Origin of the sequence: Pseudomonas sp. MMS21 TM103, from assembly GCF_022132145.1 — a bacterium.
GTDB lineage: Bacteria > Pseudomonadota > Gammaproteobacteria > Pseudomonadales > Pseudomonadaceae > Aquipseudomonas.
On record NZ_JAJISP010000001.1, the window covers coordinates 85,142 to 111,872 of the forward strand.

Below are 26,731 nucleotides of genomic sequence, written 5' to 3' on the forward strand. Positions count from 1 at the left end.
GATGAATTCGTAGAAGCCCAACCAGAGGATTTCGCAATGCAAAGCAAACTGCTGATCAATGGCCAACTGGTACTCGGTGAAGGCGCCAGCCTGGCGGTGCTCAACCCGGCGCTCGGCGCCCCCCTGCTGCATATCAACGAGGCCAGCAGCGAGCAGGTCGATGCCGCCGTGCGTGCGGCCGATGCCGCCTTCGACGGCTGGTCGCAGACCGCGCCGAAAGACCGTGCGCTGTTGCTGCTGCGCCTGGCCGACAAGATCGAAGCCCATGCCGAGGAGCTGGCCCAGCTGGAGTCGGACAACTGCGGCAAACCCTACGCCGCCGCGCTGAACGACGAAATCCCGGCCATCGCCGACGTGTTCCGCTTCTTCGCCGGCGCCAGCCGCTGCCTGAGCGGTAGCGCCGCTGGCGAATACCTGCCGGGCCACACCTCGATGATCCGCCGCGACCCGATCGGCGTGGTGGCGTCCATCGCGCCCTGGAACTACCCGCTGATGATGGCCGCCTGGAAGCTCGCCCCGGCCCTGGCCGCGGGCAATACCGTGGTGCTCAAGCCGTCCGAGCAGACGCCGCTGACGGCCCTGAAGCTGGCCGAATTCCTCGCCGAGATCTTCCCCGCCGGGGTGGTCAACATCGTCTTCGGCCGCGGCACCAGCGTCGGCAGCCCGCTGGTGACCCACCCGCAGGTGCGCATGGTGTCGCTGACCGGCTCGGTCGCCACCGGCTCGAACATCATTTCCAGCACCGCCGCCTCGGTGAAGCGCATGCACATGGAACTGGGCGGCAAGGCGCCGGTGCTGATCTTCGACGACGCCGATATCGCCGCCGCGGTGGAAGGCATCCGCACCTTCGGCTTCTACAACGCCGGCCAGGACTGCACCGCCGCCTGCCGCATCTATGCGCAGAAAGGCATCTACGAGAAGTTCGTCGCCGAGCTGGGCGCGGCGGTCGGCAGTATCAAGCACGGCCTGCAGCACGACCCGGCCACCGAGCTGGGCCCGCTGATCACCGCCGAGCACCGCGAGCGCGCCAGCGGCTTCGTCGAGCGCGCCGCGGCGCTGGGGCATATCGAGGTGGTCACCGGCGGCAAGGCGGTCGCCGGCCCCGGCTTCTTCTACCAGCCCACGGTGCTGGCCGGCGCTCGCCAGGACGACGAGATCGTCCGCCGCGAAGTGTTCGGCCCGGTGGTCTCGGTCACCCCGTTCGACGACGAAGCGCAGGCGCTGGCCTGGGCCAACGACTCCGACTACGGCCTGGCCTCGTCGGTCTGGACCAACGACGTCGGCCGCGCCCACCGCCTCGCCGCGCGCCTGCAGTACGGCTGCACCTGGGTCAACACGCACTTCATGCTGGTCAATGAAATGCCCCATGGCGGGCTGAAGCTGTCCGGCTACGGCAAGGACATGTCGATGTACGGGCTGGAGGACTACACCGCCGTGCGTCACGTCATGTTCAAGCATTAGCCGTTGGTAAAAAAACCGGGCGGCCCCTATCGGGCCACTCACTCTGAGCTGGAGCACCAACAATGAAAAACGCATTGCGCAGTATCAGTTTCTTCATGCTGTTCGCCGCTGCCGGGCTGGCCCAGGCCGCGGATGACGCCAGGGCCATCGTCGATGGCTACATGGCCGCCTGGAATGCCCACGACGCCGACCAGGCCGCGACCTTCCTGGCCGAGGACGCGGTGTACTTCGATGCCACCGTCGGCACCCCGCAGAACGGCAAGGCGGCGGCGCGCGACAATGTGATCAAGGTGTTCATCGACGCGGTGCCGGACCTGACCTGGAAGATGACCAGCGAGCCGATCGTCGGCGCCGATGGCATCGCCTTCCAGTGGCAGTTCAGCGGCACCAACAGCGGCGCCTGGGGGCCGGACACCCCGGCCACCGACAAACCGCTGAGCTTCGAGGGGGTCAGCTTCATCCGCATCAAGGACGGCAAGATCGCCTATCAGGGCGACTACTACGACGCCCTCGGCTTCAACAAGCAGCTGGGCTGGTAAGCCCACCGCGCCGCCGGTCCGAACCGGCGGCGCCCTCCTGCGCAACGACCTCCCCGCCACAGTCACTACCCCCATGCAGTTCGTCGGTTAATCGGGGGAAATCCTCAAATAGTGTTTTCCATCACATACTGCCTCTATGCGCTCACTAATTGACGTCGGTAGGATGACGGCAAAACCGAGTAAAACTCGGCCAAGGCTATGGATGGCTCAACAGTCCAGCGCAGACCGCCTCCGACCATGCCCCGATTTTCCCTCAGCCTCGCCCGCACACTGCCCATTACCCTGGCAATCCTGCTGGCCATGGCCGGCAACCCCAGCCTTGGGGCCTCCCTGCCCGCCGCTTCCGCCCTCGACCAAGCCGTCGAGCAAGCACGACTGAGCAGTTGGCGCAGCCTCATCGAGCAGGGCAGCGCCCTGGGCGAGCGCAGCAAACTGCAAACGGTTAACGACTTCATCAATCGCTCAGTGAGCTATGGCAGCGATCGCGAAATATGGGGCGCGGACGAATACTGGGCGACACCGGCGCAGACCCTGGCGCGCGGCCGCGGCGACTGCGAAGACTTCGCCATCGGCAAGTACTTCACCCTGGTGGAGATGGGCGTGCCCAGCGAGAAGTTACGCCTGACCTTCGTCAAGGCGCTGGCGCTCAATCAGGCGCACATGGTGTTGGCCTACTACCCGAGCCAGACGGCGCAGCCCCTGATCCTCGACAACCTCGAGCCGCAGATCAAACCGGCCGGCGAACGGCGCGACCTGCTGCCCGTTTATGCCTTCAACAATCACGGGATTTTCCTGGCCAAGCAACCGCAGCAGAAGTCCGCGCAATCGCCGCAGCTGCTCTCGCGCTGGAGCGATGTCAGCGAGCGCGTCCTCGCCGATGAGCGGCGCCAGCAGGCGAACCAGGGCTGACAGCCTACGCTCCGCTCCATTACCTCGAGCAAGCCGCGCGCCGGGTGTCGCTCGCCGCCAGCAGTGCACCAGGGTTCAGCGGCGCGGTACAAAAGCTGGCGGGTTGTCGCTTCGCTCCGATCGGAACGCCGCCCGGACCGCCCTACCCGCCGGCAGTGCACTGTCAATTAGCGAGCGACAGCTCAGCGCGGCGCCAGGTGCGCCACCATCAGTTGCACGCTTTCCCGGCCACGGTACTCGTTGACGTCCAGCTTGTAGGCCAGCTCGACCCAGCGCACGGTGGGATTGGGCCAGACCTCGCGGTCGATGTTGAAGGCAATGCCGTCCAGGGTCTGGCCGCCGCACTCGGTCTTCAGCACCAGCTTGAGGTGCTTGTCGCCGACCAGGCGCTGCTGCACCACCTGGAACACCCCGTGGAACAGCGGCTCGGGAAAATGCTGGCCCCAGGGCCCGGCATTGCGCAGCTCCTTGGCCAGGGGCAGATGAAACTCCTCGACCGACAGGGCGCCATCGGACAGCAGGCGCCCGGTCAGGTCGTCTTCGTCCAGCTGGCGGCGCACCTCGGCATCGAAGGCGGCGGCAAAGGCACCGAAGTTGGCCTCGGGCAGCGACAAGCCCGCCGCCATGGCATGCCCGCCAAACTTGCTGATCAGCTGCGGATGCTTGGCCGCGACGGCGTCCAGGGCATCACGGATATGAAAGCCCGGCACCGAACGCGCCGAACCCTTGAGCACACCGTCGCCGGCGTCGGCGAAGGCGATGGTCGGCCGGTGGTAACGCTCTTTCAGGCGTGAGGCGAGGATACCGATCACGCCTTGGTGCCAATCCGCGTCGAACAGGCACAGGCCGAACGGCATATCCTCAAGCGGCAGCTCCTTGAGCTGGGCCAAGGCCTCGCGCTGCATGCCCTGCTCGATGGCCTTGCGATCCTGGTTGAGCTGGTCCAGTTCCACCGCCATGTCGCGGGCCAGGGCTTCATCTTCGCAGAGCAGACATTCGATCCCCAGGCTCATGTCATCCAGGCGCCCGGCCGCATTCAGGCGCGGGCCGAGAATGAAGCCCAGATCGGTGGAGGTGATGCGCTCCGCCTGCCGCCCAGCCACTTCGAGAATCGCGCGCAGACCCGGTCGTGCGCGGCCGGCACGGATCCGCGCCAGGCCCTGATGCACGAGGATGCGGTTGTTGGCATCCAGCGGCACCACGTCGGCGACGCTGCCCAGCGCCACCAGGTCGAGCAACTCGGCCAGATTCGGCTCCGGGCGCTGCGCACTGAACCAGTTCAGCTCGCGCAACCGTGCCCGCAGCGCCAGCAGCACGTAGAAAATCACCCCGACCCCGGCCAGCGCCTTGCTCGGGAACTGGCAACCCAGCTGATTGGGATTGACGATGGCATCCGCGACGGGCAGCTCGGCCCCCGGCAAGTGGTGATCGGTGACCAGCACCATCAGCCCCGCCGCCTTGGCTGCCGCCACGCCCTCGACACTGGAAATGCCGTTGTCCACGGTAATCAGCAAGTGCGGTTGGCGCTGCAGCGCCACCGCGACGATTTCCGGAGTCAGGCCGTAACCAAACTCGAAGCGGTTCGGCACCAGGTAGTCGACATGCGCCGCGCCGAGCATGCGCAAACCCAGCACACCAACGGTACTGGCAGTAGCACCATCGGCATCGAAGTCACCGACGATCAGCATCCGCTGGCCTTGCTCCAGGGCTTGCACCAGCAACTCGACCGCCGCCTCGATGCCCTTCAACTGCTGGTAAGGGATCAGCCGTGCCAGACCCTTGTCCAGCTCGGCCAGCGACTGCACGCCACGGGCGGCATACAAGCGGGTCAACAGCGGTGGCAGATTACCCAGATCGGGCAAGATGGCGGGTAGCGGTCGGGCTTCGATACGCATCTTCAGCTCATGTCAGAGGATTGTGTGGGCAGGAACCAGCTTGCTGGCGATCCGGCGATGGTCTCGGCAGGAACGCCAACCAGAAGCGGGCGTGCGCCCTGGCTCCGACACAAGAGGTCTTATCGCTCGCCTATCAGCCACTCGATCGGCACTTCATGCTGACCGCGCTCATCGGTTACAAACAGCTCGCCGTCGCTGATCATCACGCTCCAGCTCAGCGCCCGCGGCATATCCAGCGCCAGGCTGGCCAGCGCCTCCTGATCCAGCGCCACCACGTTGATGTTCTTCAGGCTGCGCACCGGAGCGAGCACCTTGGTCTGCCACACGCGCAAGTTGCCGTAGGCGACCAGGCTGAACTTCTCGGTGCGCCGTGAGCACCAGGTGATACGGTCGCTATCGGGTTGACCGACTTCGATCCAGTGCAGCACACGGTCGTCCAGGCTCTTTTCCCACAGCGCCGGTTCATCCACGTCCGACAGGCCACGGCCGAAAGCCAACTGCTCGTCATAGAACAGCGCGTAGGCAATCAGCCGCGCGGCCAGGCGTTCTTCGGTTTCCGACGGGTGCTTGGCCACGGTGAAGCGCAGGGTCTGGTAGATACTGCGGTCGATGTCGGTGAGGTTCAGATCGATCTTGTAGGTGGTGGAAGGCAGGGCCATTGGCGGGCTTCTTGGCTGAGCAAATAAGCCGGCAAGTCTACCCGATGCCGCCCGCTCACGTTAGAGTCGCGACCACAGCCTGATAGATGGAAGCGCCATGCACCTGCCCAGCAAACCCCTCACCGGCCTGAAAGTGATCGAACTCGGCAGCCTGATTGCCGGCCCCTTCGCCGCGCGCATCTGCGCCGAATTCGGCGCCGAGGTGATCAAGGTCGAGTCGCCCGATGGCGGCGACCCGCTGCGCAAGTGGCGCAAGCTCTACGAAGGCACCTCGCTGTGGTGGTTCGTGCAGGCGCGCAACAAACGCTCGATCACCCTCAACCTCAAGCACCAGCAAGGCCTGGAAGTGCTGAAGAAGCTGCTGAGCGAGGCCGACATCCTGATCGAGAACTTCCGCCCCGGCGTGCTGGAAAAACTCGGCCTCGGCTGGGAGGTGCTGCATGCGCTCAACCCCAAGCTGGTGATGGTGCGCCTGTCCGGTTTTGGCCAGAGCGGGCCGATGAAGGATCAGCCGGGCTTCGGCGCGGTGGGCGAAGCCATGGGTGGGCTGCGCTATATCACCGGCTTCGAGGACCGCCCCCCGGTGCGCACCGGCATTTCCATTGGCGACTCGATTGCCGCGCTCTGGGGCGTGATAGGCGCGCTGATGGCGCTGCGTCACCGCGAGGTCAACGGCGGCCAGGGCCAGGTGGTCGATGTGGCGCTGTATGAAGCGATATTCGCCATGATGGAGTCCATGGTGCCGGAGTTCGACGTGTTCGGCTTTATCCGCGAGCGCAGCGGCAATATCATGCCCGGCATCACGCCGTCCTCGATCCATACCAGCAGCGATGGCAAGCACATCCAGATCGGTGCCAACGGTGATGCGATCTTCAAGCGCTTCATGCAGGCCATCGACCGCCATGACCTGGCCGAAGACCCGGCCCTGGCCAGCAACGATGGCCGCGACGCCCGCCGTGACGAGCTGTATGGGGTGATCGACCGCTGGGTCGGCGGACTGCCGCTGGAGCAGGTGCTGGCCACGCTGAACCGGGCCGAAGTACCGGCCAGTCGCATCTTCAGCGCCGAGGACATGTTCAGCGACCCGCAATACCTCGCCCGCGAAATGCTCCTCAGCGCCAAGCTGCCGGACGGCAAGCCATTCAAGATGCCGGGCATCGTGCCCAAGTTGTCCGACACCCCGGGCGGTGTCGAGTGGACCGGCCCGCAACTGGGCGAACACACCGAGCAGATCCTCGCTGCGCTAGGCTATAGCAATGAAGTTGTTGCCGAACTGCGCCGCAACGGCGCCATCTGAATCCGCCCAGGAGCAGAGCCATGCTGGCCGATGAACCCTCACTGCCCGAGGACGTGCTGCTGGCTTTGCAGCAGGACAAGCGCGAGGAAGCCATCGAACTGCTGCAGGTACGCCAAGGGATAAGCGCGCAAGAAGCCGAGGAACGGATCAACCGCTATCAGGAGGACAACCCACCGATCTGCCTGCGCGGCCCTGGCATAGTGGCCCGCAGCAAGCTCAATGCCCTGATCTGGCTGGGTCTGATCGTGCTCATGGCGCTGACCTACCTGCTGCTGGTCGGCTGAGGCACCGGCGCGCCCAGATTCCACGCCGACGAAAAAGGCCGGCACCTTGCGGTGACCGGCCTTGGTCCAATCGCGCGCGCCCTTACAGCGGCTTGCCGCGATTGCCGTGCTGGGTGACAAAGCCCTGCACCGCTTTCAGGTCATTGGCCAGCACCGTGCAGCGCTCTTCGCGCTCGAACAGATCAGCCAGATGCGGCGGCAACGCCGGGGCCTGGCCGACACCGGCCTGCTCCACCGCCTCGGGGAACTTCACCGGGTGTGCGGTCCCCAGGATGACCATGGGCGTGGCCAGACTGCGCCGACATTCACGGGCGGCACGCACGCCGATGGCGGTGTGCGGATCGAGCAGTTCGCCGCACTCGGCGAACACTTCGGCGATGGTTTCGCAGGTCGCCTGGTCGTCTACCGCCAACGAATCGAACAACTTGCGCGCCTCGGTCCAGCGGTCTTCTTCCACGCTGAAACCGCCACCCTGCTTGAAGTTGCTCATCAGCTCGGCAATCGCGGCACCATTGCGCCCGTGCAGGTCGAACAGCAGGCGCTCGAAGTTCGACGAGACCATGATGTCCATGGACGGCGACAGCGTCGGGTAGAGATCGCCCTTGACGTACTGATTGCCGCTCATGAAGCGATGGAGGATGTCGTTGCGGTTGGTTGCGACGATCAGCTGGCTGATCGGCAGGCCCATGTTGCGCGCCAGGTAGCCGGCGAAGATGTCACCGAAGTTGCCGGTCGGCACCGAGAACGCAATGGAACGCGCCGGGCCGCCGAGCTGCAGGGCAGCGTGAAAGTAGTAGACGATCTGGGCCATGATCCGCGCCCAGTTGATCGAGTTGACCGCCACCAGACGCGTTCCCTTGAGAAAGCTCTGGTCAGCGAAGCTGTCCTTGACCATCTCCTGGCAGTCGTCGAAGTTGCCTTCAACAGCGATGTTGTGGATGTTCTCGCCGAGAATGGTGGTCATCTGCCGGCGCTGCACCTCGGACACCCGGTTGTGCGGATGGAGGATGAAGATGTCGACGTTGTCGCAGGCCTTGCAGCCTTCGATGGCCGCCGAACCGGTGTCACCCGAGGTGGCCCCCATGATCACCACACGCTCGTTGCGCTTGGCCAGCACGTAGTCGAGCAAACGGCCGAGCAACTGCAGGGCGAAATCCTTGAACGCCAGGGTCGGGCCGTGGAACAGTTCGAGCACCCACTCGTTGCCGTTCAGCTGGCGCAGTGGCGCCACCGCGCTGTGGGCAAACACGCCGTAGGTTTCTTCGAGAATTTTCTTGAAATCGGCATCCGGAATGCTGCCGGTAACGAACGGGCGCATCACCCGGAAGGCCAGCTCATGGTAGGGCAAGCCGGCCCAGGAGGCGATTTCTTCCTGAGTAAAGCGTGGCAGGTTTTCCGGTACGTAGAGACCGCCATCACTGGCCAGGCCAGCCAGCAGAACGTCTTCGAAATTCAGGGCCGGTGCCTGGCCGCGGGTACTGATATAGCGCATGTTTGGCAAACCTTCGGTTTGAGCTGCAAGCTTCAAGCGGCAGGCCGCACGCGCCAGCTGCGCGCGCGGCCTGCTGCGGGTTAGTTCAACTGTTCGACGCGAATGCGCATGACTTTGCCCACGACATCGTCCAGCGCTTCCAAGGCGGCCAGTGCCTCGTCGATACGCGCCTCGACCACACGATGGGTCACCAGAATCATCGGTACCAGGCCGTCGTGCTCTTCGACTTCCTTCTGCATGATCGACTCGATGTTGATGCCGCGCTGCGACAGGATGCTCGCCACCTGAGCCAGCACACCGGGATGATCCTTGGCCTGAATGCGCAGGTAGTAGGCGCTCTCGCACGCGGCGATCGGCAGAATCGGATGATCGGACAGCGAGTCCGGCTGGAAGGCCAGGTGAGGCACCCGATTGGTCGGATCGGTGGTCAAGGCGCGAACCACGTCGACCAGATCAGCGATGACCGAGGAAGCAGTCGGTTCCATACCGGCACCCGCGCCGTAATACAGGGTCGAGCCCGCCGCATCGCCATTGACCATCACCGCGTTCATCACACCGTTGACGTTGGCAATCAGGCGATCGGCCGGAATCAATGTCGGGTGCACGCGCAACTCGATACCGGCCTCGGTGCGACGCGCCACGCCCAGGTGCTTGATGCGATAACCCAGGGCTTCGGCATAGCCCACGTCAGCCGTGGTCAGCTTGGTGATGCCTTCGGTGTAGGCCTTGTCGAATTGCAGCGGTATGCCGAAGGCGATGGAGGCGAGTATGGTCAGCTTGTGCGCCGCATCGATGCCTTCAACGTCGAACGTTGGATCCGCCTCGGCATAGCCCAGGGCCTGGGCTTCTTTGAGCACGTCGTCGAAGGCCCGGCCCTTCTCGCGCATTTCACTGAGAATGAAGTTCCCGGTACCGTTGATGATCCCGGCCAGCCAGTTGATACGATTGGCGGCCAGCCCCTCGCGAATCGCCTTGATCACCGGAATGCCACCCGCCACGGCAGCTTCGAACGCGACTATCACGCCCTTCGCGCGCGCCCGGGCGAAGATTTCATTGCCATGCACCGCGATCAGTGCCTTGTTTGCAGTGACCACGTGCTTGCCATTGTCGATGGCCCTGAGCACCAGCTCGCGGGCCAGCGTATAGCCGCCAATCAGCTCGATGACGATCTCGATCTCGGGGTTGTCGACCAGCACGAAGACATCGTTGGTAATGGGGGTACCGGTAATGTCGCACTGCGGGTTCTGCGAACGCAGCGCAATCTGCGCCACTTCAATGTCACGCCCGGCACGCCGCGCGATTTCCTCGGCGTTGCGCTTGAGCACGTTGAACGTACCGCCACCGACGGTACCTAGCCCACAGATGCCTACTTTGACCGGTTTCACACTGAACTCCCCATCTGCACTGCGTAAAACGGCCGGAGCTAGCTCCGGCCGCAGAAAAGAAAAAAGAGCCGCACCTTACGAAGCGGCTGTTTATTAGTCAATCGGCCTGAGGCCTGCAATCACTCGGCTTCGAGCGCGAGCTTGGCCAGTTGCGGCGCTGGCTGGTAGCCAGGTATCAGCTTGCCATTGGCCAAGACGATCGCCGGCGTGCCACTGACCCCGATCATCTGCCCCAGGGCGTATTGCTTGGCCACGGGATTGTCGCATTCGGCAGCTGGTACCTCCTGGCGCGTCTTCGCCAGGTTCATGGCCGCCTGGCGATCCTTGGCGCACCAAACACTGACCAGTTCCTTATAGGCCGGGCTCTGCAAACCCTGACGCGGGAAGGCCACGTAGCGCACTTCAACGCCCAGGCGATTGAGCGCCGGAACTTCGCTGTGCAGCTTCTGGCAGTAACCGCAATCGGTATCGGTGAACACGGTGATATGGGTCTTGGCCTGCTCCGCCGCGAAGATCACCATTTCCTGGGTCGGAATGCCGTTGATCTCTTTGGCGATCTCTTTGGTTTCATGCTGCTCGGTCAGGTTGACAGCCTTGCCGTCCTGAATCTGGAACAGATAGCCCTGCAGGAGGAACTGGCCGTCGGCACTGGCATACAACTGGCGGCCGCCCTTGAGCTGAATCTGATACACGCCGGGCATCTGACTCTCGGCAATCGCTTCGATTGGCAGGTCTGGCTGGATCGACTTCAGGCTCTTGCGGATCATCTGGTCAGGGTCGGCGGCCAGGCTCAAGCTGCTGACAAGACCGAGGGCCACGGCTGCGAAAATGCGGGTCACGCGCATGCATACTCCTAACGAGCGTCGGGCAAACAAAGGTTGCAACAGCCTACCATAGATGCCCGCAAAGGCAGACCACAGCAGGTCGGACGGCCACTTCAGCCCCTCGGATGGTGCTGGGCATGCAACTCTTGCAGGCGCGCTCGTGCAATATGGGTATAAATCTGCGTGGTCGACAGATCGCTGTGCCCTAAAAGCATCTGCACCACCCGCAGATCGGCACCATGATTGAGCAAATGAGTAGCAAACGCATGACGCAAGGTATGCGGCGAGAGACTCTTGGCGATGCCAGCGACTCTGGCCTGCAGCTTGATCCGATGCCAAAAGGTCTGCCGGGTCATTTGCTCGCCGCGCGAACTGGGAAACAGCACATCACTCGGTTTGCCGCCCAGCAATAGATTCCGCGCTTCTTTATTGTAGCGCTCGATCCACAGGATCGCCTCTTCGCCCAGCGGCACCAGGCGCTCCTTGCTGCCCTTGCCGAACACCCGCAGCACGCCTTGACGCAGATTGACCTGCTCCAGGGTCAGACCGATCAACTCGCTGACCCGCAAGCCGCAGGCATAAAGCACCTCGAGCATGGCCCGGTCGCGCAGACCGATCGGATCATCCACTTCCGGCGCCGCCAGCAGTGCCTCGACATCCGCCTCCGAAAGGGACTTGGGTAGCGATCTGCCGAGCTGCGGCAAATCGACCTGCAGGGTCGGATCGGTGCCAATCAGCCCTTCACGCAACAAGAATCGATAAAAGCCGCGCAACCCCGAGATCAGCCGCGCCGTCGAGCGGGCCTTGTAGCCCTCACTCAAGCGCCAGGCCAGATGATCGAGGATCAGCTCACGGCCAGCGCTGGCCAACTCCAGGTCGCGCGCCTGCAGCCAACCATGGAATAACGCCAGATCGCTGCGGTAGGCCGCCCGAGTGTGCACGGACAAGCCTTTCTCCAGCCACAGGGCCTCGAGAAAACGGTCAATCAGTGGGTGATCGATAGCGGGCATGGGAGGCTATGGTGGCAATTGAAAGCGGGTTAGTCTTTCACAGCCTGGTCATGCCCGACTAGTAGTGTGCGCACAAGGATCACCGATGGACGAGCAACAAATTCTCCTTGCCTTCACGGTTATTGGTGCCGCCTCCCTCGCCTGTCAGTGGCTGGCCTGGCGCCTGCGCCTGCCGGCGATTCTGTTTTTGCTGATCAGCGGCATACTCGCGGGACCAATTCTCGGCTGGCTTGATCCACAGGTGCTGTTCGGCCCACTGCTATTCCCCATAGTCTCGATGTCCGTGGCGCTGATCCTGTTCGAAGGCAGCCTGACCCTGCATTTGTCCGAATGGCGCGAAATCGGCAGCGTGGTCAGACGCCTGGTAACAGTGGGCGCACTGACCACCTGGGCGACTATCGCCGTCACCACCCACTATCTGCTCGACTTCGCCTGGGACATGGCCCTGCTGTTCGGCACCTTGACCCTGGTTACCGGGCCCACGGTGATAGTACCGATGCTGCGCGTGGTGCGCCCGAAAGCCTCGGTGTCGAATATCCTGCGCTGGGAAGGCATTGTCATCGACCCGATTGGCGCACTGCTTGCCGTCGTCGTTTACAGCTTCATTATTGCCAGCGGTGACGGCGACGGCTGGAACCATGGCCTGGGCACCTTCGCCGGGGTGATCCTCTGCGGCAGCCTGTTCGGCGCGGCCGGTGGCTGGACACTCGGACAAGTACTGCGGCGGCAATGGCTGCCAGCCTACCTGCATAATCTCGCCGTACTGGCCACCGTCCTCGGGGTGTTCATTGGCGCCAACCAGGTCATGCACGAGTCCGGCCTGCTCGCCGTCACCCTGATGGGCATGTGGCTGGCTAACATGAAGGGCGTGGACGTCCGGGATATCCTCCACTTCAAGGAAAACCTCAGCGTGCTGCTGATTTCCGGCCTGTTCATTCTGCTCGCCGCGCGCCTAGACCTCGGCGCCCTGCTCGCAATGGGGCCGGCAGTACTGCTACTGCTTGCCGTCATTCAGTTCGTCGCCCGCCCACTCAGCGTGGCGCTATCTACCTTTGGCTCCAGCCTCAACTGGCGCGAACGCGCCCTGCTCGCCTGGATATCCCCGCGCGGCATAGTCGCCGCAGCGGTCTCGGCAACCTTCGCCATCCGCCTGAGCGAGTCCGGCCATGATGGTGCCCAGCTGCTGGTGCCCCTGACCTTTGCGGTCATCATCGGCACCGTGGTGCTACAGAGCGCCACCGCCCGCCCACTGGCGAAACTGCTCAAGGTGGCCGAACCATCGCCTAGCGGCTTTCTCATCGTTGGCGCTAACGCAGTCGCCCGGGCCGTTGGTAAGGCCCTGCAACAACTCAACTGTCGCGTACTGCTCACCGACTCCAGCTGGGAAAACATTCGCGCCGCGCGCATGGAGAACCTGCCGACCTATTTCGGCAACCCAGCCTCGCAACATGCCGAGGCCCATCTTGATCTGGTCGGCCTCGGCCACCTGCTGGCGCTATCGCCGGCCGGCGAACTGAACACCCTGGCGAGCATGCGCTTCCGCCATGAGTTCGGTGCCGCGCGCCTGTTCAGCTTGGCAAGCGGCCAGGAAAGTCGCCGCAGCGACAAACACCGTGCCAGCGATGAACACCGCGGCCGACCACTGGGCAGCCAACCCCTGACCTATCCTCATGCCGCCAGCCGCCTGTCCCACGGCGCCGAACTGTACATCACTGCCTTGACCGACGGCTTCGGCTGGGACGATTACCAGGCCCTGCATGGCACCCGCGCCACCCTGTTGTTCGCTCGCGACCGTGAGGGCTGGGTGCATGTGGCAACTCCAGACCACAACCTGCAACCGCAGACCGGCTGGACCCTGGTATCACTCATCGAAGCGCAAACGGCGAACACCGAGGACGCGGAGGAAAATAGCCTGCAGGCATCATGAGCAGCGACTGAACCAACCGGCACTAGTCGGGTGATCAACCAAAGCAGGCGTATTCATGCCCCGGCCGGAGGCAGATCAAAACGCGCATGACCAGCCCACCTCAGATGTTCCGCTCATCAGGGGCTCGGCAAGCGCCAGGCTCTTGGCAACAGCGAGCGCCAGCAGACGGCACGCCCGCCCCATAAACGCAAAAAGCAGCCCGAAGGCTGCTTTTCATAAGGACGCTGAGACTTAGCCCAGTTTTTCCTTGATACGTGCTGCCTTACCGGACAGGTCACGCAGGTAGTAAAGCTTGGCTTTACGCACGTCGCCGCGACGCTTGACGGCCAGGCTGTCGACCAGCGGGCTGTAGGTCTGGAAAGTACGTTCTACGCCAACACCGTTGGAGATCTTGCGCACAGTGAAGGCGCTGTTCAGACCACGGTTACGCTTGGCGATTACCACGCCTTCGAATGCCTGCAGACGCTCACGGTCGCCTTCCTTCACTTTCACCTGGACGATGATGGTGTCACCCGGGGCGAAGGGAGGGACTACTTTGCCCATCTGCTCAGCTTCGATTTGCTGAATGATCTTGTTGGTCATGCTGCGCTCCTAAGACAAGCCGTCTGGCCGGTCATCGATACATTAACTATCGTCCCGCTGGCGGATGTATTCCTCCAGCAGCTTTTTCTCTTCCCCAGAAAGCGAGCGGCTATCCAGAAGATCGACACGGCGTTCCCAGGTCCGACCAAGGGACTGCTGCAAACGCCAGCGCCGGATGTGTTCGTGGTTGCCGCCGAGCAGCACCTCAGGAACACGTTTATCCGCATACACCTCCGGACGAGTGTAATGCGGGCAGTCGAGCAGGCCATCCGTAAAGGAATCCTCCTCGGCCGAACTTGCATGACCCAATGCACCAGGCAAAAGGCGCGTCACCGCATCGATCAGCACCATGGCCGGCAGCTCACCGCCAGACAGGACGTAATCCCCAATCGACCATTCTTCATCGACATGCGCTTCAATGAAACGCTCATCGACGCCTTCGTAGCGCCCGGCAATGAGGATCAAAGCCTCCTCGTTCGCCAGTTCGCGTACGGCTGACTGCGTCAGCTGACGACCCTGCGGCGATAGGTAAATCACCTTCGCTTTTACACCTGCGGCCTGCCTGGCATCGAGCAAGGCATCCTCAAGCGGCTTGATCTTCATCACCATGCCCGGACCGCCACCAAAAGGCCGATCATCAACAGTGTGATGGCGGTCTGTGGTGTAGCTCCGTGGGTTCCAACAGGTCAATTGCAACAAGCCCTGTTTCACCGCACGGCTGGTGATGCCGTAATCGCTGATTGCGGTAAACATCTCCGGGAACAGCGTAATGACTTCAACGCGCAGATTTGGCATCAGGCTTAGAAGTCCGCATCCCAGTCGACCTGCATTTCGCCAGCATCAAGATCAATCGACAACACGCATTGTTCCGTATAGGGCAACAGGCGTTCACGATCATCCAGACTGTCGGTGCAGGGTTTGACCATAATCACATCGTTGGCACCGGTCTCGAACAAATGGTCGATCTTGCCGAGCAATTGCCCCGCCTGATCGATAACCTTGAGACCTTCCAACTGATACCAGTAGAACTCGCCCTCGCTCAGATCAGGCAACTGGCTTCGCGGCACACAAATCTCAAAACCGGCAAAGGTACGTGCTACCTCGCGATCATCGAGACCCTTGAGCCTTGCTACCAGAACCTTGCCTTGCAGGCGGCCACCAGCCACTTCGACTTGCTTGACCTCGTTGTCACGCCTGAGCGTCCAGCGAGGATAATTGAGCACGTTGGTCAAAGGATCAGTAAAGGAAAACACCTTCACCTCACCTTTTATGCCATGCACCGAGAATATCTTGCCAAGGACTACTAAATCCTCGGCGGGAGCTGGCTTCATGCTCATAAGGTTGCTTAGGCAGCAGCCTTGGCAGCTTCCTTGAGCAGCTGAGCAACACGCTCAGACGGCTGTGCACCTTGACCGAGCCAGTAAGTGGCGCGTTCCTGGTTGATCGACAGCTTGATTTCGGCACCCGAAGCAACCGGGTTGAAGAAACCAATACGCTCAACGAAACGACCATCGCGCGGATTGCGGCTGTTGGTCACGGTGAGGTGGTAAAACGGGCGCTTTTTGGAGCCGCCACGGGCAAGACGGATGGTTACCATTGAACTTCTTTCCTGTAGTCGGTGCTGCAAAACAAAAAAATGCAAGCATAGGGCACTAGGCCCGAAAGGCCGCATATTCTAAGGATTATCACTACTTTTGCAAAGCCTTTTTCCGAGAGGCAGAAAAGGCTTTGCAAAACAGCAGCAACAAGCTGCAGGCCGAGGTCTCTGGCTTGCAGCTTGTCGCTCACAGTTACATCTTCGGCATACCGCCCGGCATCATACCGCCCATGCCGCGCATCATCTTGGCCATGCCGCCTTTGGCCGAGAATTTCTTCATCATCTTCTGCATCTGCTTGTGCTGCTTGATCAGGCGACCAATGTCCTGCACCTGGGTCCCAGAGCCCATGGCGATGCGCCGTTTGCGCGAACCGCTGATGACATCAGGATCACGCCGTTCGCCCGGGGTCATCGAGTTGATGATGGCCTCCATCTGCTTGAACTGCTTTTCGGCTGCGCCCTGGGCGTTGCCCATCTGCGCCAGATTGACCCCACCCATCTGCGGCAACTTGTCCATCAGGCCGCCAAGACCGCCCATGTTCTTCATCTGCTGCAACTGGTCACGGAAGTCTTCGAGATCGAAGCCCTTGCCCTTCTTCAGCTTCTTGGTCAGCTTGTCGGCTTTCTCGCGATCGAGCGTCTGCTCGGCCTGCTCGATCAGGCTGAGCACGTCGCCCATGCCGAGGATGCGCGAAGCGATGCGATCCGGATGGAACGGCTCCAGCGCATCGCTCTTCTCGCCCATACCGATGAACTTGATCGGCTTGCCGGTGACATGCCGTACCGACAAGGCCGCACCACCACGCGCATCACCATCGACCTTGGTCAACACCACCCCGGTCAGCGGCAACGCATCACCGAAAGCCTTGGCGGTGTTGGCGGCGTCCTGGCCGGTCATCGCATCGACCACGAACAGGGTCTCTGCCGGCTTGATCGCCGCATGCAGCGCCTGAATCTCCGCCATCATTTCGGCATCGATGGCCAGACGACCGGCGGTATCGACGATTACCACATCGATGAACTTGAGCTTGGCTTCCTTGATGGCCGCCTCGGCAATCGCCACCGGCTTCTGACTGAGATCCGAGGGAAAGAAGGTCACCCCGATATCGGCAGCCAGGGTTTCCAGCTGCTTGATCGCAGCCGGACGGTAGACGTCGGCGGACACCACCAGCACGGTCTTCTTCTTGCGCTCCTTGAGGAAGCGCGCCAGCTTGCCGACCGTGGTGGTTTTACCCGCACCCTGCAAGCCCGCCATCAGCACAACGGCCGGCGGCGTGACATTCAGCACCAGGTCTTCATTGGCCGCGCCCATCAGCTCTTCCAGCTCGGCGCGTACGATCTTCACGAAGGCCTGACCCGGTGTCAGGCTTTTCGACACCTCGGTTCCGACCGCACGGTCCTTGACCTTGCCTACGAAGTCCTTGACCACCGGCAATGCGACGTCAGCTTCGAGCAACGCCATGCGCACTTCGCGCAGGGTGTCCTTGATATTGTCTTCGGTCAGCTTGGCTTTGCCAGTGACATTGCGCAGCGTCTGCGAGAGGCGGTCGGTAAGATTTTCGAACATGCACGTTCCTTTCGGGCCCTATCGAGCCGAGGGTGGGCTTGCAACAGACCAGCGATTATATCGAAGACTCCCACCGGCCGACACTGTCAGCGGTCTTTCGTGAAATGCTTGTTGTATGCCACACTCAGCGCCTTTCGGGCTTGCCTAACAAGGATTTATGCACCCTCTGCTTCCCAGCCTCGCTGCTGCCAGCCTTTATGCCGGCGCCACCTTCTACCAAGGCTTGCGCCTGAGCCAGCGCAGCACCCCCGACAAACGCCTGCTGGCGCTGCTGGGTGTGCTCGCCCTGCTCTTCCATGGCGCCAGCCTGTTCCTGCAGATGAGCCAGACATCCGGCCTGTCGCTCGACTTCTTCAATGCCGCCAGCCTGATTGCCTATGCCGTGATTGCATTGACCCTGCTCGCCTGCAGCCGCATTCCGGTGGAAAACCTGCTACTGCTGCTATTTCCGCTCGGCTGCCTGACGGTATTGCTGGCGCAGTTCATGCCGTCCGGCACCCTCCAGTCGATCAACGAAGCGCCGGGCATCCTCGCTCACATCCTGCTGTCGATCATGGCCTACGGCATGCTGACCATCGCCGTGTTCCAGGCGCTGCTGCTTTTGCTGCAGGATCATCAGCTCAAGCACAAGCACCCGTCCGGACTGATCAAGAACTTTCCTCCCCTGCAAACCATGGAAAGCCTGCTGTTTGGCTTTCTCTGGGCCGGCTGGATTCTGCTATCGCTGTCGTTGCTGTCCGGCGCGATCTTCATCGATGACCTGCTTGCTCAGCATCTTGTGCATAAGACCATCCTTTCCTTCTTCGCCTGGATCGTCTTCGCCGTACTGCTTTGGGGCCGACACCAGCTTGGCTGGCGCGGGCATAAGGCGATCCGCTGGACCCTGGCCGGTTTCTGCCTGCTGATGTTGGCGTACTTTGGCAGCAAGCTGGTTCGCGAATTCATTCTGCATATCTAGGCCATTTCCGTGGAAAACGCTCACCCTGGCTTTCTGATTGGCCTGTTGATCTTCCTGCTCGCCTGCTCGGCGTTCTTCTCCAGTTCAGAAACCGGCATCCTCAGCCTCAATCGTTATCGCCTGCGCCATATGGCCAAAGAAGGGCACCGCGGCGCCAAGCGGGTCAACGACCTGCTCAGCCGCCCGGACCGCCTGCTCGGCACCATTCTGATCGGCAACAACTTCGTCAACATCCTGGCCTCGGCCATCGCCACCGTGCTGGCCATTCAGCTCTGGGGCGAAGCCGGGATCGCGATTGCCACCATAGGCTTGACCCTGGCGCTGCTGATTTTCGGTGAAATCACCCCGAAAACCCTGGCCGCCCTGCACCCTGAAAAAGTTGCCTACCCGTTCAGCCTACCGCTGCTGATATTGCTCAAGCTGTTCTACCCGCTGGTCATTCTGCTTGGCTGGATCAGCAACGGCCTGCTCAAGCTACTGGGTGTCGACCCGGCCAGTAAAAGCAACGACAGCCTGACCACCGAAGAACTGCGCAGCGTGGTGCGCGAGTCCGGCCATGAACTGCCGAAGAACCGCCAGAACATGCTGCTCGGCATTCTCGACCTGGAGAATGTCACGGTCGACGACATCATGATCCCGCGCAACGAAGTTACCGGCATCGACCTGGAAGACGATATCGAAACCATCATCAATCTGCTCACCACCACCACCCACACGCGCCTGCCGGTGTTTCGCCACAACATCAACCAGGTCGAAGGCATCGTGCACATGCGCCAGATCGCGCGCCTGATGAGCCAAAACCAGCTGACCAAGGATGATTTGCTCGTCGCCTGCAACGAACCCTATTTCGTGCCGGAGAACACACCGCTTTCGACCCAGCTGATCAACTTCCAGAAGCAGAAACGCCGAATAGGCATCGTCGTCGACGAGTACGGCGATGTGATCGGCATCGTGACCCTGGAAGACATCCTTGAAGAAATCGTCGGCGACTTCAGCAACCAGAGCACCCTGCGCAGCCCGGACATTCACCCGCAAGAAGATGGCACCCAGGTCATCGATGGCGCCGCCTACATCCGCGAAGTAAACAAGATGCTCGGCTGGCACCTGCCCTGCGACGGCCCCAAGACCCTCAACGGCCTGATCACCGAAGCGCTGGAAAGCATTCCCGACAGCGCCGTATGCTTGAAGATCGGCCCTTACTGCCTGGAAATTCTGCAGTCGTCGGAGAACCGGGTGAAAAGCGTACGGGCCTGGAAGGCCAACGCCGCTTCGCCGAGCGAAACACCAACAGAGTAGTGGCTGGCGAGTTCAACCGGGGGGCTGCGACGAGTCATAGCCGCCATGGCGAGCAGCGGTAGCGCAGTATCAGGGTCTAGGGCAGCCGAAGCTGACTAATCGAACCGAGCGAACAGGCCACTAGCCGCCAGGCCCTCAGCCCAGACCCGATAACCGAGGCTCGACGGATGGTAGCCGTCGACTGCCAGGTAATCCGCGGAAAACTCCAGGCTCAGTGGATGATGCTCCGCGCCAAGGCGTGCGGCGAGCTGGCGCAAGCAGCTATCCAACAAGGCTGCACGCACGCCTAGCACCTGCCGCAGCAGACAGGGCAAGGCGCTGAAATGCTGCAGAGGCGGGACACCACTGAATGCCACCCGCGTACCACGGCGAGCCAGCGCCTCGGCCATGCTGCCGAGCGCAACGCGCCAGCGCGACAGCGAGGTGAGATGGGTGGCGTCGTTGACGCCGAAAACCAGCAACGCCAGATCGAACGGCTCATCCAGAACCTGTGGCAACAACCGCTCACACGCCTGCACGGCGGTGATGCCATTCTCACCACAGGCACGCCAGGCCACCGGCCGGCCTTGCCGAACGGCCAGCGCCTCGGCCAACTGCCCCACCAGCGCCGCACGCAAGCAGCTCACGCCAACACCCACTACCGTGGACTCACCCAACACCAGCAAGCGCAATGGCTCGCCCGCCAGGGCAGCCCCAGCCAACCCGCGCTGCGAACCTTCAGCTGGCGGCAGCCTGAGCGCCTGCTTGCGCGTGTGCATGGCCAGCGGCACCAGCACAGGCGACAGCGCCAGCACAGTCAGCCACCAGGCATAGGCGCGCAGAGGGCTCACAGCTCGACACTGACCGCCTGCGCCGCACGAGCGGCCTTGGCCCGCGCCGCCGGCAGCGACTCATCGCGCGCCAAGGCCACCCCCATGCGCCGCTGACCACTGACTTCGGGCTTGCCGAACAAACGCAGCGCCGTGTCAGACTCGGCCAGAGCCGCACCGAGATTGGCGAAACTGACCTGACGTGAATCACCCTGCACCAGCAGCACCGCCGAAGCGGAGGGACCGAGCTGACGAATAAGCGGAATCGGCAGACCGAGAATGGCCCGCGCATGCAGGGCGAACTCGGACAGATCCTGGGAAATCAGCGTGACCAGGCCGGTATCGTGGGGCCGCGGTGATACTTCGCAGAACCAGACCTGATCGCCCTTGACGAACAACTCGACGCCAAACAGTCCGCGACCGCCCAGCGAGTCCGTGACAGCCAGGGCAATCCGTTCGGCCTCGGCCTGGGCCTTCGTACTCATCGGCTGCGGCTGCCAGGATTCCTGATAATCGCCCTTGACCTGACGATGACCAACCGGCGCACAGAAGCTGGTGCCGCCGGCATGCCGCACCGTCAGCAGGGCAATTTCGTAGTCGAAATCGATAAAGCCCTCGACGATGACCCGCCCCCTGCCGGCGCGACCACCCGCCTGGGCATACTCCCAGGCAGCCGGCAGGTCTTCGATAGTTTTCAGCAGTGATTGACCTTTGCCGGAGGAGCTCATGACCGGCTTGATCAGACAGGGAAAGCCGATCTGCTGCACCGCCGCCCGGCACGCCTCGAGCGAGTCGGCGAACTGGTAGGGCGACGTTGGCAAACCCAACTCTTCGGCCGCGAGACGACGGATACCCTCGCGGTTCATGGTCAACTGCGCAGCACGTGCGCTGGGAATCACCGTAAAACCTTCGCTCTCCAGTTCGACCAGCGTCGCCGTGGCAATCGCCTCGATTTCGGGAACGATGTAATGCGGCTGCTCCAACTCGATCACCGCACGCAACGCCGCGCCATCGAGCATATCGATCACATGACTGCGGTGCGCCACCTGCATCGCCGGGGCATAGGCATAGCGATCCACGGCGACCACCTCGACGCCGAGGCGTTGCAGTTCGATCACCACTTCCTTGCCCAGCTCACCTGAACCACAGAGCAAGACGCGAGTCGCACTCGGCGACAACGGGGTTCCGATACGGGGCATGAAGACTCCTCGAACTAACAGGGATAAAAGACCACCAGGCGGCGGAGTTAGAGCAGTACACCCTGGGCTTTCGCCCGTGCATGACAGAGCAGCAGCACCTGGCGACGCTCGGCATTGTCCATGCGACTCCAGCGGGTGATTTCGGCAACGGTACGCTGGCAGCCGATACAGGTGTCGTCATCGTCCAGCGCACAGATCTGCACGCAGGGTGAGGCAACCGGGCGCTCGAGCTCCATCAGTCGTCCTGCTCGACCAAGTCGCGGGCGTAACGCTGTGCGTTATGCACATAGTGTGCAGCGCTGGCTTCAAGCATCGTCTTTTGCGCCTCGCTCAGCTCGCGCACCACCTTGCCCGGCGAACCGACCACCAGCGAACCGTCGGGAATTTCCTTGCCTTCGCCGATCAGGGTGTTGGCGCCGATGATGCAGTACTTGCCGATCTTCGCACCATTGAGCACCACCGCATTGATGCCGATCAGGCTGTAATCGCCGACCGTGCAGCCATGCAGCATGGCGTTATGGCCGATGGTCACGCCCTTGCCGAGCGTCAGCGGAAAGCCCATGTCGGTGTGCATCACGCTGCCGTCCTGCACATTGCTCTGCTCGCCGATGTGGATCAGCTCGTTGTCGCCGCGCAACACCGCGCCGAACCAGACGCTGGCGCCCTGCTCCAGCTTGACCTTGCCGACCAGCGTGGCATTCGGCGCCACCCAACTCTCGGGGTGGACGTCGACGCTGGATTGCCCCAGGCGATATTTCATTGATTGACCCTCGTCTCGCGATTGATCTCCGCTCTTGCGCAATTAGCGGAGCGTGATGAAGTGCTCAGGTGGCTGGTGCAGATTGATGTCGGCGTCATAGATCAGGTTGATCAATTCCACCAGCATGATCGCCGTAAGCCCCCAGATCTTGTATTCGCCATACCGGTAACTCGGCACGTACCAGCTCTGTCCGAGGTAGTCGATGCGATGGGTCATCTCGCGCGGATCGCCACGAAAGAATTCCAGGGGCACCGAGAACACCGAGGCGATTTCGTCATCATTGGCCAGGTATTCGACGTAATCCGGCACCAGCCCGACATAGGGTGTGACCTGAATGCCGTGACGCGAAACCAGGGTACTGAGCGGCCCGACCACCTCGACCAGCCCCGGCGCCAGGCCGATTTCCTCTTCGGCCTCACGCAGCGCGGTACGAATCAGATCGGCATCTTCCGGATCCCGTCGGCCGCCGGGAAAAGCCACCTCGCCACCGTGAGTGGACAGGCCACTGGCGCGCAAGGTCAACACCACTTCCGGTTGGTCGTTGCGGGTAACAGGAATCAACACCGCCGCCTCGGGGAAGCTGCGGTCGGTCTCCAGAAGACGCGGGTTGTAGCCGCGCACGCGGTGGAGCAGTTCGTCCAGCATGGAGATTCTCAGTCTTTATTCTTGTTTCGATGATTGCACGAAAGTCACCCTCGTCCCAAGCTCCGCAACGCTCGCGACGATCATTCGGGGTACCGAGGCAAGGTCGGATCACGCTTGCCGCCCAGCACCCTCGCGCGCCAAGATATTGGGTAACAAAGAGGATTCGCCATGAAGTTCTGCAGCCAGTGCGGCAACCCCGTAACCCTGAGGATTCCCGAAGGCGACAATCGCTTGCGCCATGTGTGCGAACACTGCCACACGATTCATTACCAGAACCCGCGCATCATTGCCGGCTGCTTGCCAGTGTGGGGCCAGCGCGTGCTGTTGTGCCGCCGCGCCATAGAACCGCGCCGCGGCTACTGGACCCTGCCAGCCGGTTTCATGGAGAACGGTGAAACCCTGGAGCAGGCCGCTGCGCGCGAAACCCACGAGGAAGCCTGCGCCCGAGTACGCGACCTGAGCCTCTATACCCTGTTCGACCTGCCGCATATCAATCAGGTGTACATGTTCTTCCGCGCCGAACTGGTTGACCTGAACTTTGCCGTCGGCGAAGAGAGCCTCGAAGTGCAGCTATTCGAAGAATCCGAGATCCCTTGGTCCGAGCTGGCTTTCCCGACCGTCGGGCGTACCTTAGAATGCTACTTCGCTGACCGGCAGCAGCATGTTTACCCGGTACGCAACGAGCCGCTGGAAGCCTTGCGCGCGCACTACAAGAAAGTTCATTGATCCCCGGGATACCGCTCCGATGCGCTTGTTGTTCATTCTGCTCTGCTTATCCCTTACCGCTAATGTCCATGCCACCGCCACGCCCGAGGCCCTGTCGATCGACAAGGTGCTGGTGGTCAAATCGGAACGCCGACTGCATCTGATCAGCCACGGCGAAACACTCAAATCCTACCGGGTGTCCCTCGGCAAGCAGGTCAAAGGCGCCAAACGGCGCGAGGGCGATCTGCGCACACCGGAAGGCATCTATTGGATCGATTGGCGTAAAACCAGCGATAAATACCAACTATCCATGCACATCTCCTACCCCAATGCCCGCGACCAGGCCTACGCCCGCGAGCAAGGCGTGCCACCTGGCGGCATGATCATGATTCACGGCACACCGCTGGATGAGGAGTACCCCGAGTGGTTCTTCCACACCCTGGACTGGACCGAAGGCTGTATTGCCCTGAAAAACGACGACATGCGCGAGATCTGGCAACTGGTCAAGGATGGCACCTTGATCGAGATCAGGCCCTAATAGCCGCAGGCCCAGTTCTTGTACACAACGCCGGGTTTCAGACCACTCCGCCCGACAGCTAGCTCGCGTCGCGCCTGCAAGATTTGCACACGCTAATCTTGCGCGATAACTTGTTGTGCTAATCACCTGATCGCGGGACCGCTCCATGACACAGCCGCAACCCTGCGCCGCGCTATTGCTGGACAATCAGCTGTGCTTCGCCCTGTATTCGACTTCCCTGCTGATGACCAAGGCCTACAAACCGCTGCTGCAGAGCATCGGCCTGACCTACCCGCAGTACCTGGCCATGCTGGTGCTGTGGGAACGCGACGGCATCACCGTCGGCGAGATCAGCGCCCGCCTGTTGACCGACCCCGGCTCGCTGACGCCACTGCTCAAGCGCCTGGAAGTCGAAGGCCTGCTCAAGCGCACTCGCAGCAGTGTTGACGAACGCGTGGTCGAGCTATACCTGACCGAGCGGGGGCGCGCCCTGCAGCAGCAAGCCAAGCGCTTCCCCGCCTGCATAGCAGAGGCCAGCGGGCACAGCACGGCCGAGCTAATGGCGCTCAAGGAAGAAGTGCTGGCGCTGCGCAGCAAGCTACAACAGTCGATCTGAGCCAGGTCCGGCGCCCCTGCAGGTCGCTGGCCTTTGCCTCTTTCCCTACCCCGCCAACGCCCCCTACCTCCCGCCTGAAATCCGCGCCCAGCCTGACTTATTCCATAAAATACATATCTGTATATCTAATAGTTCTTATAAATATATTGCGCACAAGATTTTATCGCACTAGATTGCAAGCCACGCACTTACTTAGCGCGCAATACTTTAGACAACAAACATAATCCGGAGACATCGCCATGCAAACCATCCAAGCCCTTTACACCGCTAGCGCCACCGCCACCGGAGGCCGTGACGGCCGCGCCGTTTCCTCCGACGGTATCCTCGACGTGAAACTGTCCACCCCGCGCGAATTGGGCGGCCAGGGCGGCGAAGCGACCAACCCGGAACAGCTGTTTGCTGCCGGCTACTCGGCCTGCTTCATCGGTGCGCTGAAGTTCGTTGCCGGGCAGAAGAAAATCGCTCTGCCGGCGGACACCTCGATCACTGGCAAGGTCGGCATCGGCCAGATTCCCGGCGGTTTCGGCCTGGAAGTAGAACTCGACGTCAGCCTGCCGGGTCTTGAACAGGCCGTCGCCGAAGACCTGGTCGGCGCCGCCCACCAGGTCTGCCCGTACTCCAACGCCACCCGCGGCAACATTGACGTGCGCCTGAACGTCGCCGTCTGAAACGCCCAGCTGCTGGCGTCAGCGGTTAAGTCGGATGCCTGAGGCAGTGGGTAGCGCGGGGCGTAACAGCGGCATGATCCATGACTGCGGCCTGCTCAACCTGATCCCCGCCGCTGCAGCAAGCGCGTGCAACGCTGACGAAACACCCGCACCAAGCCATCAATGCAAAAGCCCCAACTCGCCATAGGCGGGCCGGGGCTTTGGCATGTCTGCTTAGCCGTTCAGAACTGCAGGTCGGACAGGCGCCAGACCTCGAAGGCAGGCGTCTCATAGGGATGGGCCTTTTTCATCGCCTTGACCGAGTCGTGCAGCAGCTCGTCGGCCACCACCAGTTCGACTTTCCATTCCGCGACCTGGTGCACCTGTCCCTGCTGGCCGAGAAAAGGCTCGCTACCCTGCAAGGGCCGGTACTGGCCTTGGCCCAGGGCCTGCCAACAACAGCTGTCGTAGTTACCCATGCGCCCGGCGCCCGCCGCGAAAACAGCCTGTTTGATCTGTTCCAGATGGCTTTCCGGGACGTAGAAACACAGTTTGTACATCGAATTCTCCATAATGCGTTGACGCATATGGCAACCCAGAACCTCAGGATCACCCAGCCACAGCAATAATGGCATTTTGCCTTATTCAGCACCCATGGCCCAGCTCACAACTCTATATTGGAGCGCTGAAAAGACAGATCATCCATTCTCTTGCTAGAGCAATTGGTTATAAGAAACTTACAATCAATCACCCTTAGTGAAACGCCGCCAACGCGCCCACAAACCATCGACCGGTGGGTTGTGGCGGCCATCGCAATAGGGCAGGCGCTGCGACTGGCCACAGCGACAGAGCAAGAGACGCTGCTCGTGCTGCGGCTCGAGGCGCAGTCCAGCGCAGCATCCGGGGGAGCAATCGGGTAGCGCGGACGAATGCCCGCAACGGCACAACAGATGCGTCTCGCCTGGCTTGACCAGGCGGACCTCGGGGAGGATTGGCAAATCGGTTTCAGTCATCGACACCGCAAGCCCGGATGTACTCCGAGGACAATGGTTAGACCAACCCGGACAACATCCGGGTTGCCGCACTGCGCCACAAGGACCGGAGAATGGAGACGCCAGGGTGACGGCTGACCCTCTCCCGCAAGGGAGAGA

Annotated in this window: 30 protein-coding genes; 12 read left to right on the plus strand and 18 right to left on the minus strand. The window is 61.9% G+C overall.

All coding sequences use genetic code 11. The features are described from left to right. The first annotated feature begins 36 nt into the window (after positions 1–36). From LJY18_RS00415 to LJY18_RS00425, 3 genes are all read left to right on the plus strand, one after another. Positions 37–1,461: a gamma-aminobutyraldehyde dehydrogenase gene (locus LJY18_RS00415; protein WP_238039747.1), complete on the plus strand. Its 1,425-nt coding sequence runs from the start codon at positions 37–39 to the stop codon at positions 1,459–1,461. Between the two features lie 62 nt (positions 1,462–1,523). Further along, positions 1,524–2,000: an ester cyclase gene (locus LJY18_RS00420; RefSeq protein ID WP_238039748.1), complete on the plus strand. Its 477-nt coding sequence runs from the start codon at positions 1,524–1,526 to the stop codon at positions 1,998–2,000. Positions 2,001–2,237: 237 nt separating this feature from the next. Then, positions 2,238–2,909, plus strand: a complete 672-nt coding sequence (locus LJY18_RS00425) for a transglutaminase-like cysteine peptidase (protein ID WP_238039749.1) — start codon at positions 2,238–2,240, stop codon at positions 2,907–2,909. Between the two features lie 182 nt (positions 2,910–3,091). On the opposite strand, the gene recJ is transcribed toward LJY18_RS00425, so the two are convergent. Beyond that, positions 3,092–4,804: a single-stranded-DNA-specific exonuclease RecJ gene (gene recJ / locus LJY18_RS00430; RefSeq protein ID WP_238039750.1), complete on the minus strand. Its 1,713-nt coding sequence runs from the start codon at positions 4,802–4,804 to the stop codon at positions 3,092–3,094. Positions 4,805–4,923: 119 nt separating this feature from the next. Next, a complete protein-coding gene (locus LJY18_RS00435) occupies positions 4,924–5,463 on the minus strand; it encodes a YaeQ family protein (protein WP_238039751.1) in 540 nt (179 codons plus the stop codon). Positions 5,464–5,560: 97 nt separating this feature from the next. Here LJY18_RS00435 and LJY18_RS00440 point away from each other — a divergent pair, with 97 nt between their 5' ends. Then, positions 5,561–6,760 carry a CaiB/BaiF CoA transferase family protein gene (locus tag LJY18_RS00440; protein ID WP_238039752.1) on the plus strand — a complete coding sequence of 400 codons (1,200 nt, stop codon included), beginning with the start codon at positions 5,561–5,563 and terminating at the stop codon, positions 6,758–6,760. 20 nt (positions 6,761–6,780) lie between these two features. Continuing rightward, the gene (locus tag LJY18_RS00445) at positions 6,781–7,044 is read left to right on the plus strand and encodes a hypothetical protein (protein WP_238039753.1); all 264 of its coding nucleotides are present in this window, start codon (positions 6,781–6,783) and stop codon (positions 7,042–7,044) included. Positions 7,045–7,126: 82 nt separating this feature from the next. On the opposite strand, the gene thrC is transcribed toward LJY18_RS00445, so the two are convergent. From thrC to xerD, 4 genes are all read right to left on the minus strand, one after another. Next, complete coding sequence (gene thrC, locus LJY18_RS00450) at positions 7,127–8,536, minus strand: threonine synthase (protein WP_238039754.1); 1,410 nt, start codon at positions 8,534–8,536, stop codon at positions 7,127–7,129. A gap of 80 nt (positions 8,537–8,616) precedes the next feature. Continuing rightward, positions 8,617–9,921: a homoserine dehydrogenase gene (locus tag LJY18_RS00455; protein WP_238039755.1), complete on the minus strand. Its 1,305-nt coding sequence runs from the start codon at positions 9,919–9,921 to the stop codon at positions 8,617–8,619. A gap of 119 nt (positions 9,922–10,040) precedes the next feature. Continuing rightward, positions 10,041–10,766 (minus strand): thioredoxin fold domain-containing protein, encoded by a 726-nt coding sequence (locus LJY18_RS00460; RefSeq protein WP_238039756.1) that lies wholly within the window; start codon positions 10,764–10,766, stop codon positions 10,041–10,043. Positions 10,767–10,858: 92 nt separating this feature from the next. Next, positions 10,859–11,755 (minus strand): site-specific tyrosine recombinase XerD, encoded by an 897-nt coding sequence (gene xerD / locus LJY18_RS00465; protein ID WP_238039757.1) that lies wholly within the window; start codon positions 11,753–11,755, stop codon positions 10,859–10,861. Between the two features lie 85 nt (positions 11,756–11,840). Here xerD and LJY18_RS00470 point away from each other — a divergent pair, with 85 nt between their 5' ends. After that, the gene (locus LJY18_RS00470; RefSeq protein ID WP_238039758.1) at positions 11,841–13,682 is read left to right on the plus strand and encodes a cation:proton antiporter; all 1,842 of its coding nucleotides are present in this window, start codon (positions 11,841–11,843) and stop codon (positions 13,680–13,682) included. A gap of 231 nt (positions 13,683–13,913) precedes the next feature. Here the strand turns inward: LJY18_RS00470 and rplS are convergent, their stop codons facing one another. The 5 genes from rplS to ffh form a co-directional block, all read right to left on the minus strand. Further along, the gene (rplS, locus tag LJY18_RS00475; RefSeq protein WP_238039759.1) at positions 13,914–14,264 is read right to left on the minus strand and encodes a 50S ribosomal protein L19; all 351 of its coding nucleotides are present in this window, start codon (positions 14,262–14,264) and stop codon (positions 13,914–13,916) included. A gap of 42 nt (positions 14,265–14,306) precedes the next feature. Beyond that, entirely contained in the window at positions 14,307–15,059 is a 753-nt protein-coding gene (gene trmD, locus LJY18_RS00480; protein WP_238039760.1) for a tRNA (guanosine(37)-N1)-methyltransferase TrmD, read from the minus strand. A gap of 5 nt (positions 15,060–15,064) precedes the next feature. Further along, positions 15,065–15,601: a ribosome maturation factor RimM gene (gene rimM, locus LJY18_RS00485; RefSeq protein WP_238039761.1), complete on the minus strand. Its 537-nt coding sequence runs from the start codon at positions 15,599–15,601 to the stop codon at positions 15,065–15,067. 8 nt (positions 15,602–15,609) lie between these two features. Further along, entirely contained in the window at positions 15,610–15,861 is a 252-nt protein-coding gene (rpsP, locus tag LJY18_RS00490; protein WP_238039762.1) for a 30S ribosomal protein S16, read from the minus strand. A gap of 193 nt (positions 15,862–16,054) precedes the next feature. Further along, a complete protein-coding gene (gene ffh / locus LJY18_RS00495) occupies positions 16,055–17,428 on the minus strand; it encodes a signal recognition particle protein (protein WP_238039763.1) in 1,374 nt (457 codons plus the stop codon). Between the two features lie 157 nt (positions 17,429–17,585). On the opposite strand from ffh, the gene LJY18_RS00500 reads away from it, so the two are divergent. Together LJY18_RS00500 and LJY18_RS00505 are read left to right on the plus strand one after the other, a co-directional pair. Then, positions 17,586–18,386, plus strand: coding sequence for a cytochrome C assembly family protein (locus tag LJY18_RS00500; protein ID WP_238039764.1), 801 nt, complete (start codon positions 17,586–17,588; stop codon positions 18,384–18,386). Between the two features lie 9 nt (positions 18,387–18,395). Beyond that, positions 18,396–19,682: an HlyC/CorC family transporter gene (locus tag LJY18_RS00505; protein WP_238039765.1), complete on the plus strand. Its 1,287-nt coding sequence runs from the start codon at positions 18,396–18,398 to the stop codon at positions 19,680–19,682. A 95-nt stretch (positions 19,683–19,777) separates the two neighbouring features. On the opposite strand, the gene LJY18_RS00510 is transcribed toward LJY18_RS00505, so the two are convergent. From LJY18_RS00510 to LJY18_RS00530, 5 genes are read right to left on the minus strand one after another with little or no spacing between them, the layout of a single operon-like run. After that, positions 19,778–20,512 carry an SGNH/GDSL hydrolase family protein gene (locus LJY18_RS00510; protein ID WP_442964463.1) on the minus strand — a complete coding sequence of 245 codons (735 nt, stop codon included), beginning with the start codon at positions 20,510–20,512 and terminating at the stop codon, positions 19,778–19,780. After that, positions 20,509–21,690 (minus strand): formate-dependent phosphoribosylglycinamide formyltransferase, encoded by a 1,182-nt coding sequence (gene purT, locus LJY18_RS00515; RefSeq protein ID WP_238039766.1) that lies wholly within the window; start codon positions 21,688–21,690, stop codon positions 20,509–20,511. The genes LJY18_RS00510 and purT overlap by 4 nt, the downstream gene beginning before the upstream one ends. A gap of 47 nt (positions 21,691–21,737) precedes the next feature. Beyond that, positions 21,738–21,929 (minus strand): DUF1289 domain-containing protein, encoded by a 192-nt coding sequence (locus LJY18_RS00520; RefSeq protein ID WP_238041083.1) that lies wholly within the window; start codon positions 21,927–21,929, stop codon positions 21,738–21,740. Next, the gene (locus tag LJY18_RS00525; protein WP_238039767.1) at positions 21,926–22,450 is read right to left on the minus strand and encodes a gamma carbonic anhydrase family protein; all 525 of its coding nucleotides are present in this window, start codon (positions 22,448–22,450) and stop codon (positions 21,926–21,928) included. The genes LJY18_RS00520 and LJY18_RS00525 overlap by 4 nt, the downstream gene beginning before the upstream one ends. A gap of 42 nt (positions 22,451–22,492) precedes the next feature. Continuing rightward, the gene (locus tag LJY18_RS00530) at positions 22,493–23,095 is read right to left on the minus strand and encodes a CoA pyrophosphatase (protein ID WP_238039768.1); all 603 of its coding nucleotides are present in this window, start codon (positions 23,093–23,095) and stop codon (positions 22,493–22,495) included. Positions 23,096–23,263: 168 nt separating this feature from the next. Here LJY18_RS00530 and LJY18_RS00535 point away from each other — a divergent pair, with 168 nt between their 5' ends. From LJY18_RS00535 to LJY18_RS00550, 4 genes are all read left to right on the plus strand, one after another. Beyond that, positions 23,264–23,821: an NUDIX hydrolase gene (locus LJY18_RS00535; protein WP_238039769.1), complete on the plus strand. Its 558-nt coding sequence runs from the start codon at positions 23,264–23,266 to the stop codon at positions 23,819–23,821. Between the two features lie 19 nt (positions 23,822–23,840). After that, positions 23,841–24,338, plus strand: a complete 498-nt coding sequence (locus LJY18_RS00540) for a L,D-transpeptidase family protein (RefSeq protein WP_238039770.1) — start codon at positions 23,841–23,843, stop codon at positions 24,336–24,338. Between the two features lie 145 nt (positions 24,339–24,483). After that, positions 24,484–24,933 carry a MarR family winged helix-turn-helix transcriptional regulator gene (locus LJY18_RS00545; protein WP_238039771.1) on the plus strand — a complete coding sequence of 150 codons (450 nt, stop codon included), beginning with the start codon at positions 24,484–24,486 and terminating at the stop codon, positions 24,931–24,933. A 239-nt stretch (positions 24,934–25,172) separates the two neighbouring features. Beyond that, positions 25,173–25,601: an organic hydroperoxide resistance protein gene (locus LJY18_RS00550; protein ID WP_238039772.1), complete on the plus strand. Its 429-nt coding sequence runs from the start codon at positions 25,173–25,175 to the stop codon at positions 25,599–25,601. Between the two features lie 221 nt (positions 25,602–25,822). Here the strand turns inward: LJY18_RS00550 and LJY18_RS00555 are convergent, their stop codons facing one another. Both LJY18_RS00555 and LJY18_RS00560 read right to left on the minus strand, forming a co-directional pair. Next, positions 25,823–26,140: a Nif3-like dinuclear metal center hexameric protein gene (locus LJY18_RS00555; protein ID WP_238039773.1), complete on the minus strand. Its 318-nt coding sequence runs from the start codon at positions 26,138–26,140 to the stop codon at positions 25,823–25,825. A 183-nt stretch (positions 26,141–26,323) separates the two neighbouring features. After that, on the minus strand, positions 26,324–26,593 hold the full coding sequence (locus tag LJY18_RS00560) for a CDGSH iron-sulfur domain-containing protein (protein ID WP_238039774.1): 270 nt from the start codon (positions 26,591–26,593) through the stop codon (positions 26,324–26,326). Between the last annotated feature and the right edge of the window lie 138 nt (positions 26,594–26,731).

What these genes read in the sequence shown, in the direction of transcription:
- LJY18_RS00415 (WP_238039747.1), top strand. Translation starts at nt 37, where the DNA reads ATGCAAAGCAAACTGCTGATCAATGGCCAACTGGTACTCGGTGAAGGC.
- LJY18_RS00420 (WP_238039748.1), top strand. Translation starts at nt 1,524, where the DNA reads ATGAAAAACGCATTGCGCAGTATCAGTTTCTTCATGCTGTTCGCCGCT.
- LJY18_RS00425 (WP_238039749.1), top strand. Translation starts at nt 2,238, where the DNA reads ATGCCCCGATTTTCCCTCAGCCTCGCCCGCACACTGCCCATTACCCTG.
- recJ (WP_238039750.1), bottom strand. Translation starts at nt 4,804, where the DNA reads ATGCGTATCGAAGCCCGACCGCTACCCGCCATCTTGCCCGATCTGGGT.
- LJY18_RS00435 (WP_238039751.1), bottom strand. Translation starts at nt 5,463, where the DNA reads ATGGCCCTGCCTTCCACCACCTACAAGATCGATCTGAACCTCACCGAC.
- LJY18_RS00440 (WP_238039752.1), top strand. Translation starts at nt 5,561, where the DNA reads ATGCACCTGCCCAGCAAACCCCTCACCGGCCTGAAAGTGATCGAACTC.
- LJY18_RS00445 (WP_238039753.1), top strand. Translation starts at nt 6,781, where the DNA reads ATGCTGGCCGATGAACCCTCACTGCCCGAGGACGTGCTGCTGGCTTTG.
- thrC (WP_238039754.1), bottom strand. Translation starts at nt 8,536, where the DNA reads ATGCGCTATATCAGTACCCGCGGCCAGGCACCGGCCCTGAATTTCGAA.
- LJY18_RS00460 (WP_238039756.1), bottom strand. Translation starts at nt 10,766, where the DNA reads ATGCGCGTGACCCGCATTTTCGCAGCCGTGGCCCTCGGTCTTGTCAGC.
- xerD (WP_238039757.1), bottom strand. Translation starts at nt 11,755, where the DNA reads ATGCCCGCTATCGATCACCCACTGATTGACCGTTTTCTCGAGGCCCTG.
- LJY18_RS00470 (WP_238039758.1), top strand. Translation starts at nt 11,841, where the DNA reads ATGGACGAGCAACAAATTCTCCTTGCCTTCACGGTTATTGGTGCCGCC.
- rplS (WP_238039759.1), bottom strand. Translation starts at nt 14,264, where the DNA reads ATGACCAACAAGATCATTCAGCAAATCGAAGCTGAGCAGATGGGCAAA.
- trmD (WP_238039760.1), bottom strand. Translation starts at nt 15,059, where the DNA reads ATGCCAAATCTGCGCGTTGAAGTCATTACGCTGTTCCCGGAGATGTTT.
- rimM (WP_238039761.1), bottom strand. Translation starts at nt 15,601, where the DNA reads ATGAGCATGAAGCCAGCTCCCGCCGAGGATTTAGTAGTCCTTGGCAAG.
- rpsP (WP_238039762.1), bottom strand. Translation starts at nt 15,861, where the DNA reads ATGGTAACCATCCGTCTTGCCCGTGGCGGCTCCAAAAAGCGCCCGTTT.
- ffh (WP_238039763.1), bottom strand. Translation starts at nt 17,428, where the DNA reads ATGTTCGAAAATCTTACCGACCGCCTCTCGCAGACGCTGCGCAATGTC.
- LJY18_RS00500 (WP_238039764.1), top strand. Translation starts at nt 17,586, where the DNA reads ATGCACCCTCTGCTTCCCAGCCTCGCTGCTGCCAGCCTTTATGCCGGC.
- purT (WP_238039766.1), bottom strand. Translation starts at nt 21,690, where the DNA reads ATGCCCCGTATCGGAACCCCGTTGTCGCCGAGTGCGACTCGCGTCTTG.
- LJY18_RS00525 (WP_238039767.1), bottom strand. Translation starts at nt 22,450, where the DNA reads ATGAAATATCGCCTGGGGCAATCCAGCGTCGACGTCCACCCCGAGAGT.
- LJY18_RS00530 (WP_238039768.1), bottom strand. Translation starts at nt 23,095, where the DNA reads ATGCTGGACGAACTGCTCCACCGCGTGCGCGGCTACAACCCGCGTCTT.
- LJY18_RS00535 (WP_238039769.1), top strand. Translation starts at nt 23,264, where the DNA reads ATGAAGTTCTGCAGCCAGTGCGGCAACCCCGTAACCCTGAGGATTCCC.
- LJY18_RS00540 (WP_238039770.1), top strand. Translation starts at nt 23,841, where the DNA reads ATGCGCTTGTTGTTCATTCTGCTCTGCTTATCCCTTACCGCTAATGTC.
- LJY18_RS00545 (WP_238039771.1), top strand. Translation starts at nt 24,484, where the DNA reads ATGACACAGCCGCAACCCTGCGCCGCGCTATTGCTGGACAATCAGCTG.
- LJY18_RS00550 (WP_238039772.1), top strand. Translation starts at nt 25,173, where the DNA reads ATGCAAACCATCCAAGCCCTTTACACCGCTAGCGCCACCGCCACCGGA.
- LJY18_RS00555 (WP_238039773.1), bottom strand. Translation starts at nt 26,140, where the DNA reads ATGTACAAACTGTGTTTCTACGTCCCGGAAAGCCATCTGGAACAGATC.
- LJY18_RS00560 (WP_238039774.1), bottom strand. Translation starts at nt 26,593, where the DNA reads ATGACTGAAACCGATTTGCCAATCCTCCCCGAGGTCCGCCTGGTCAAG.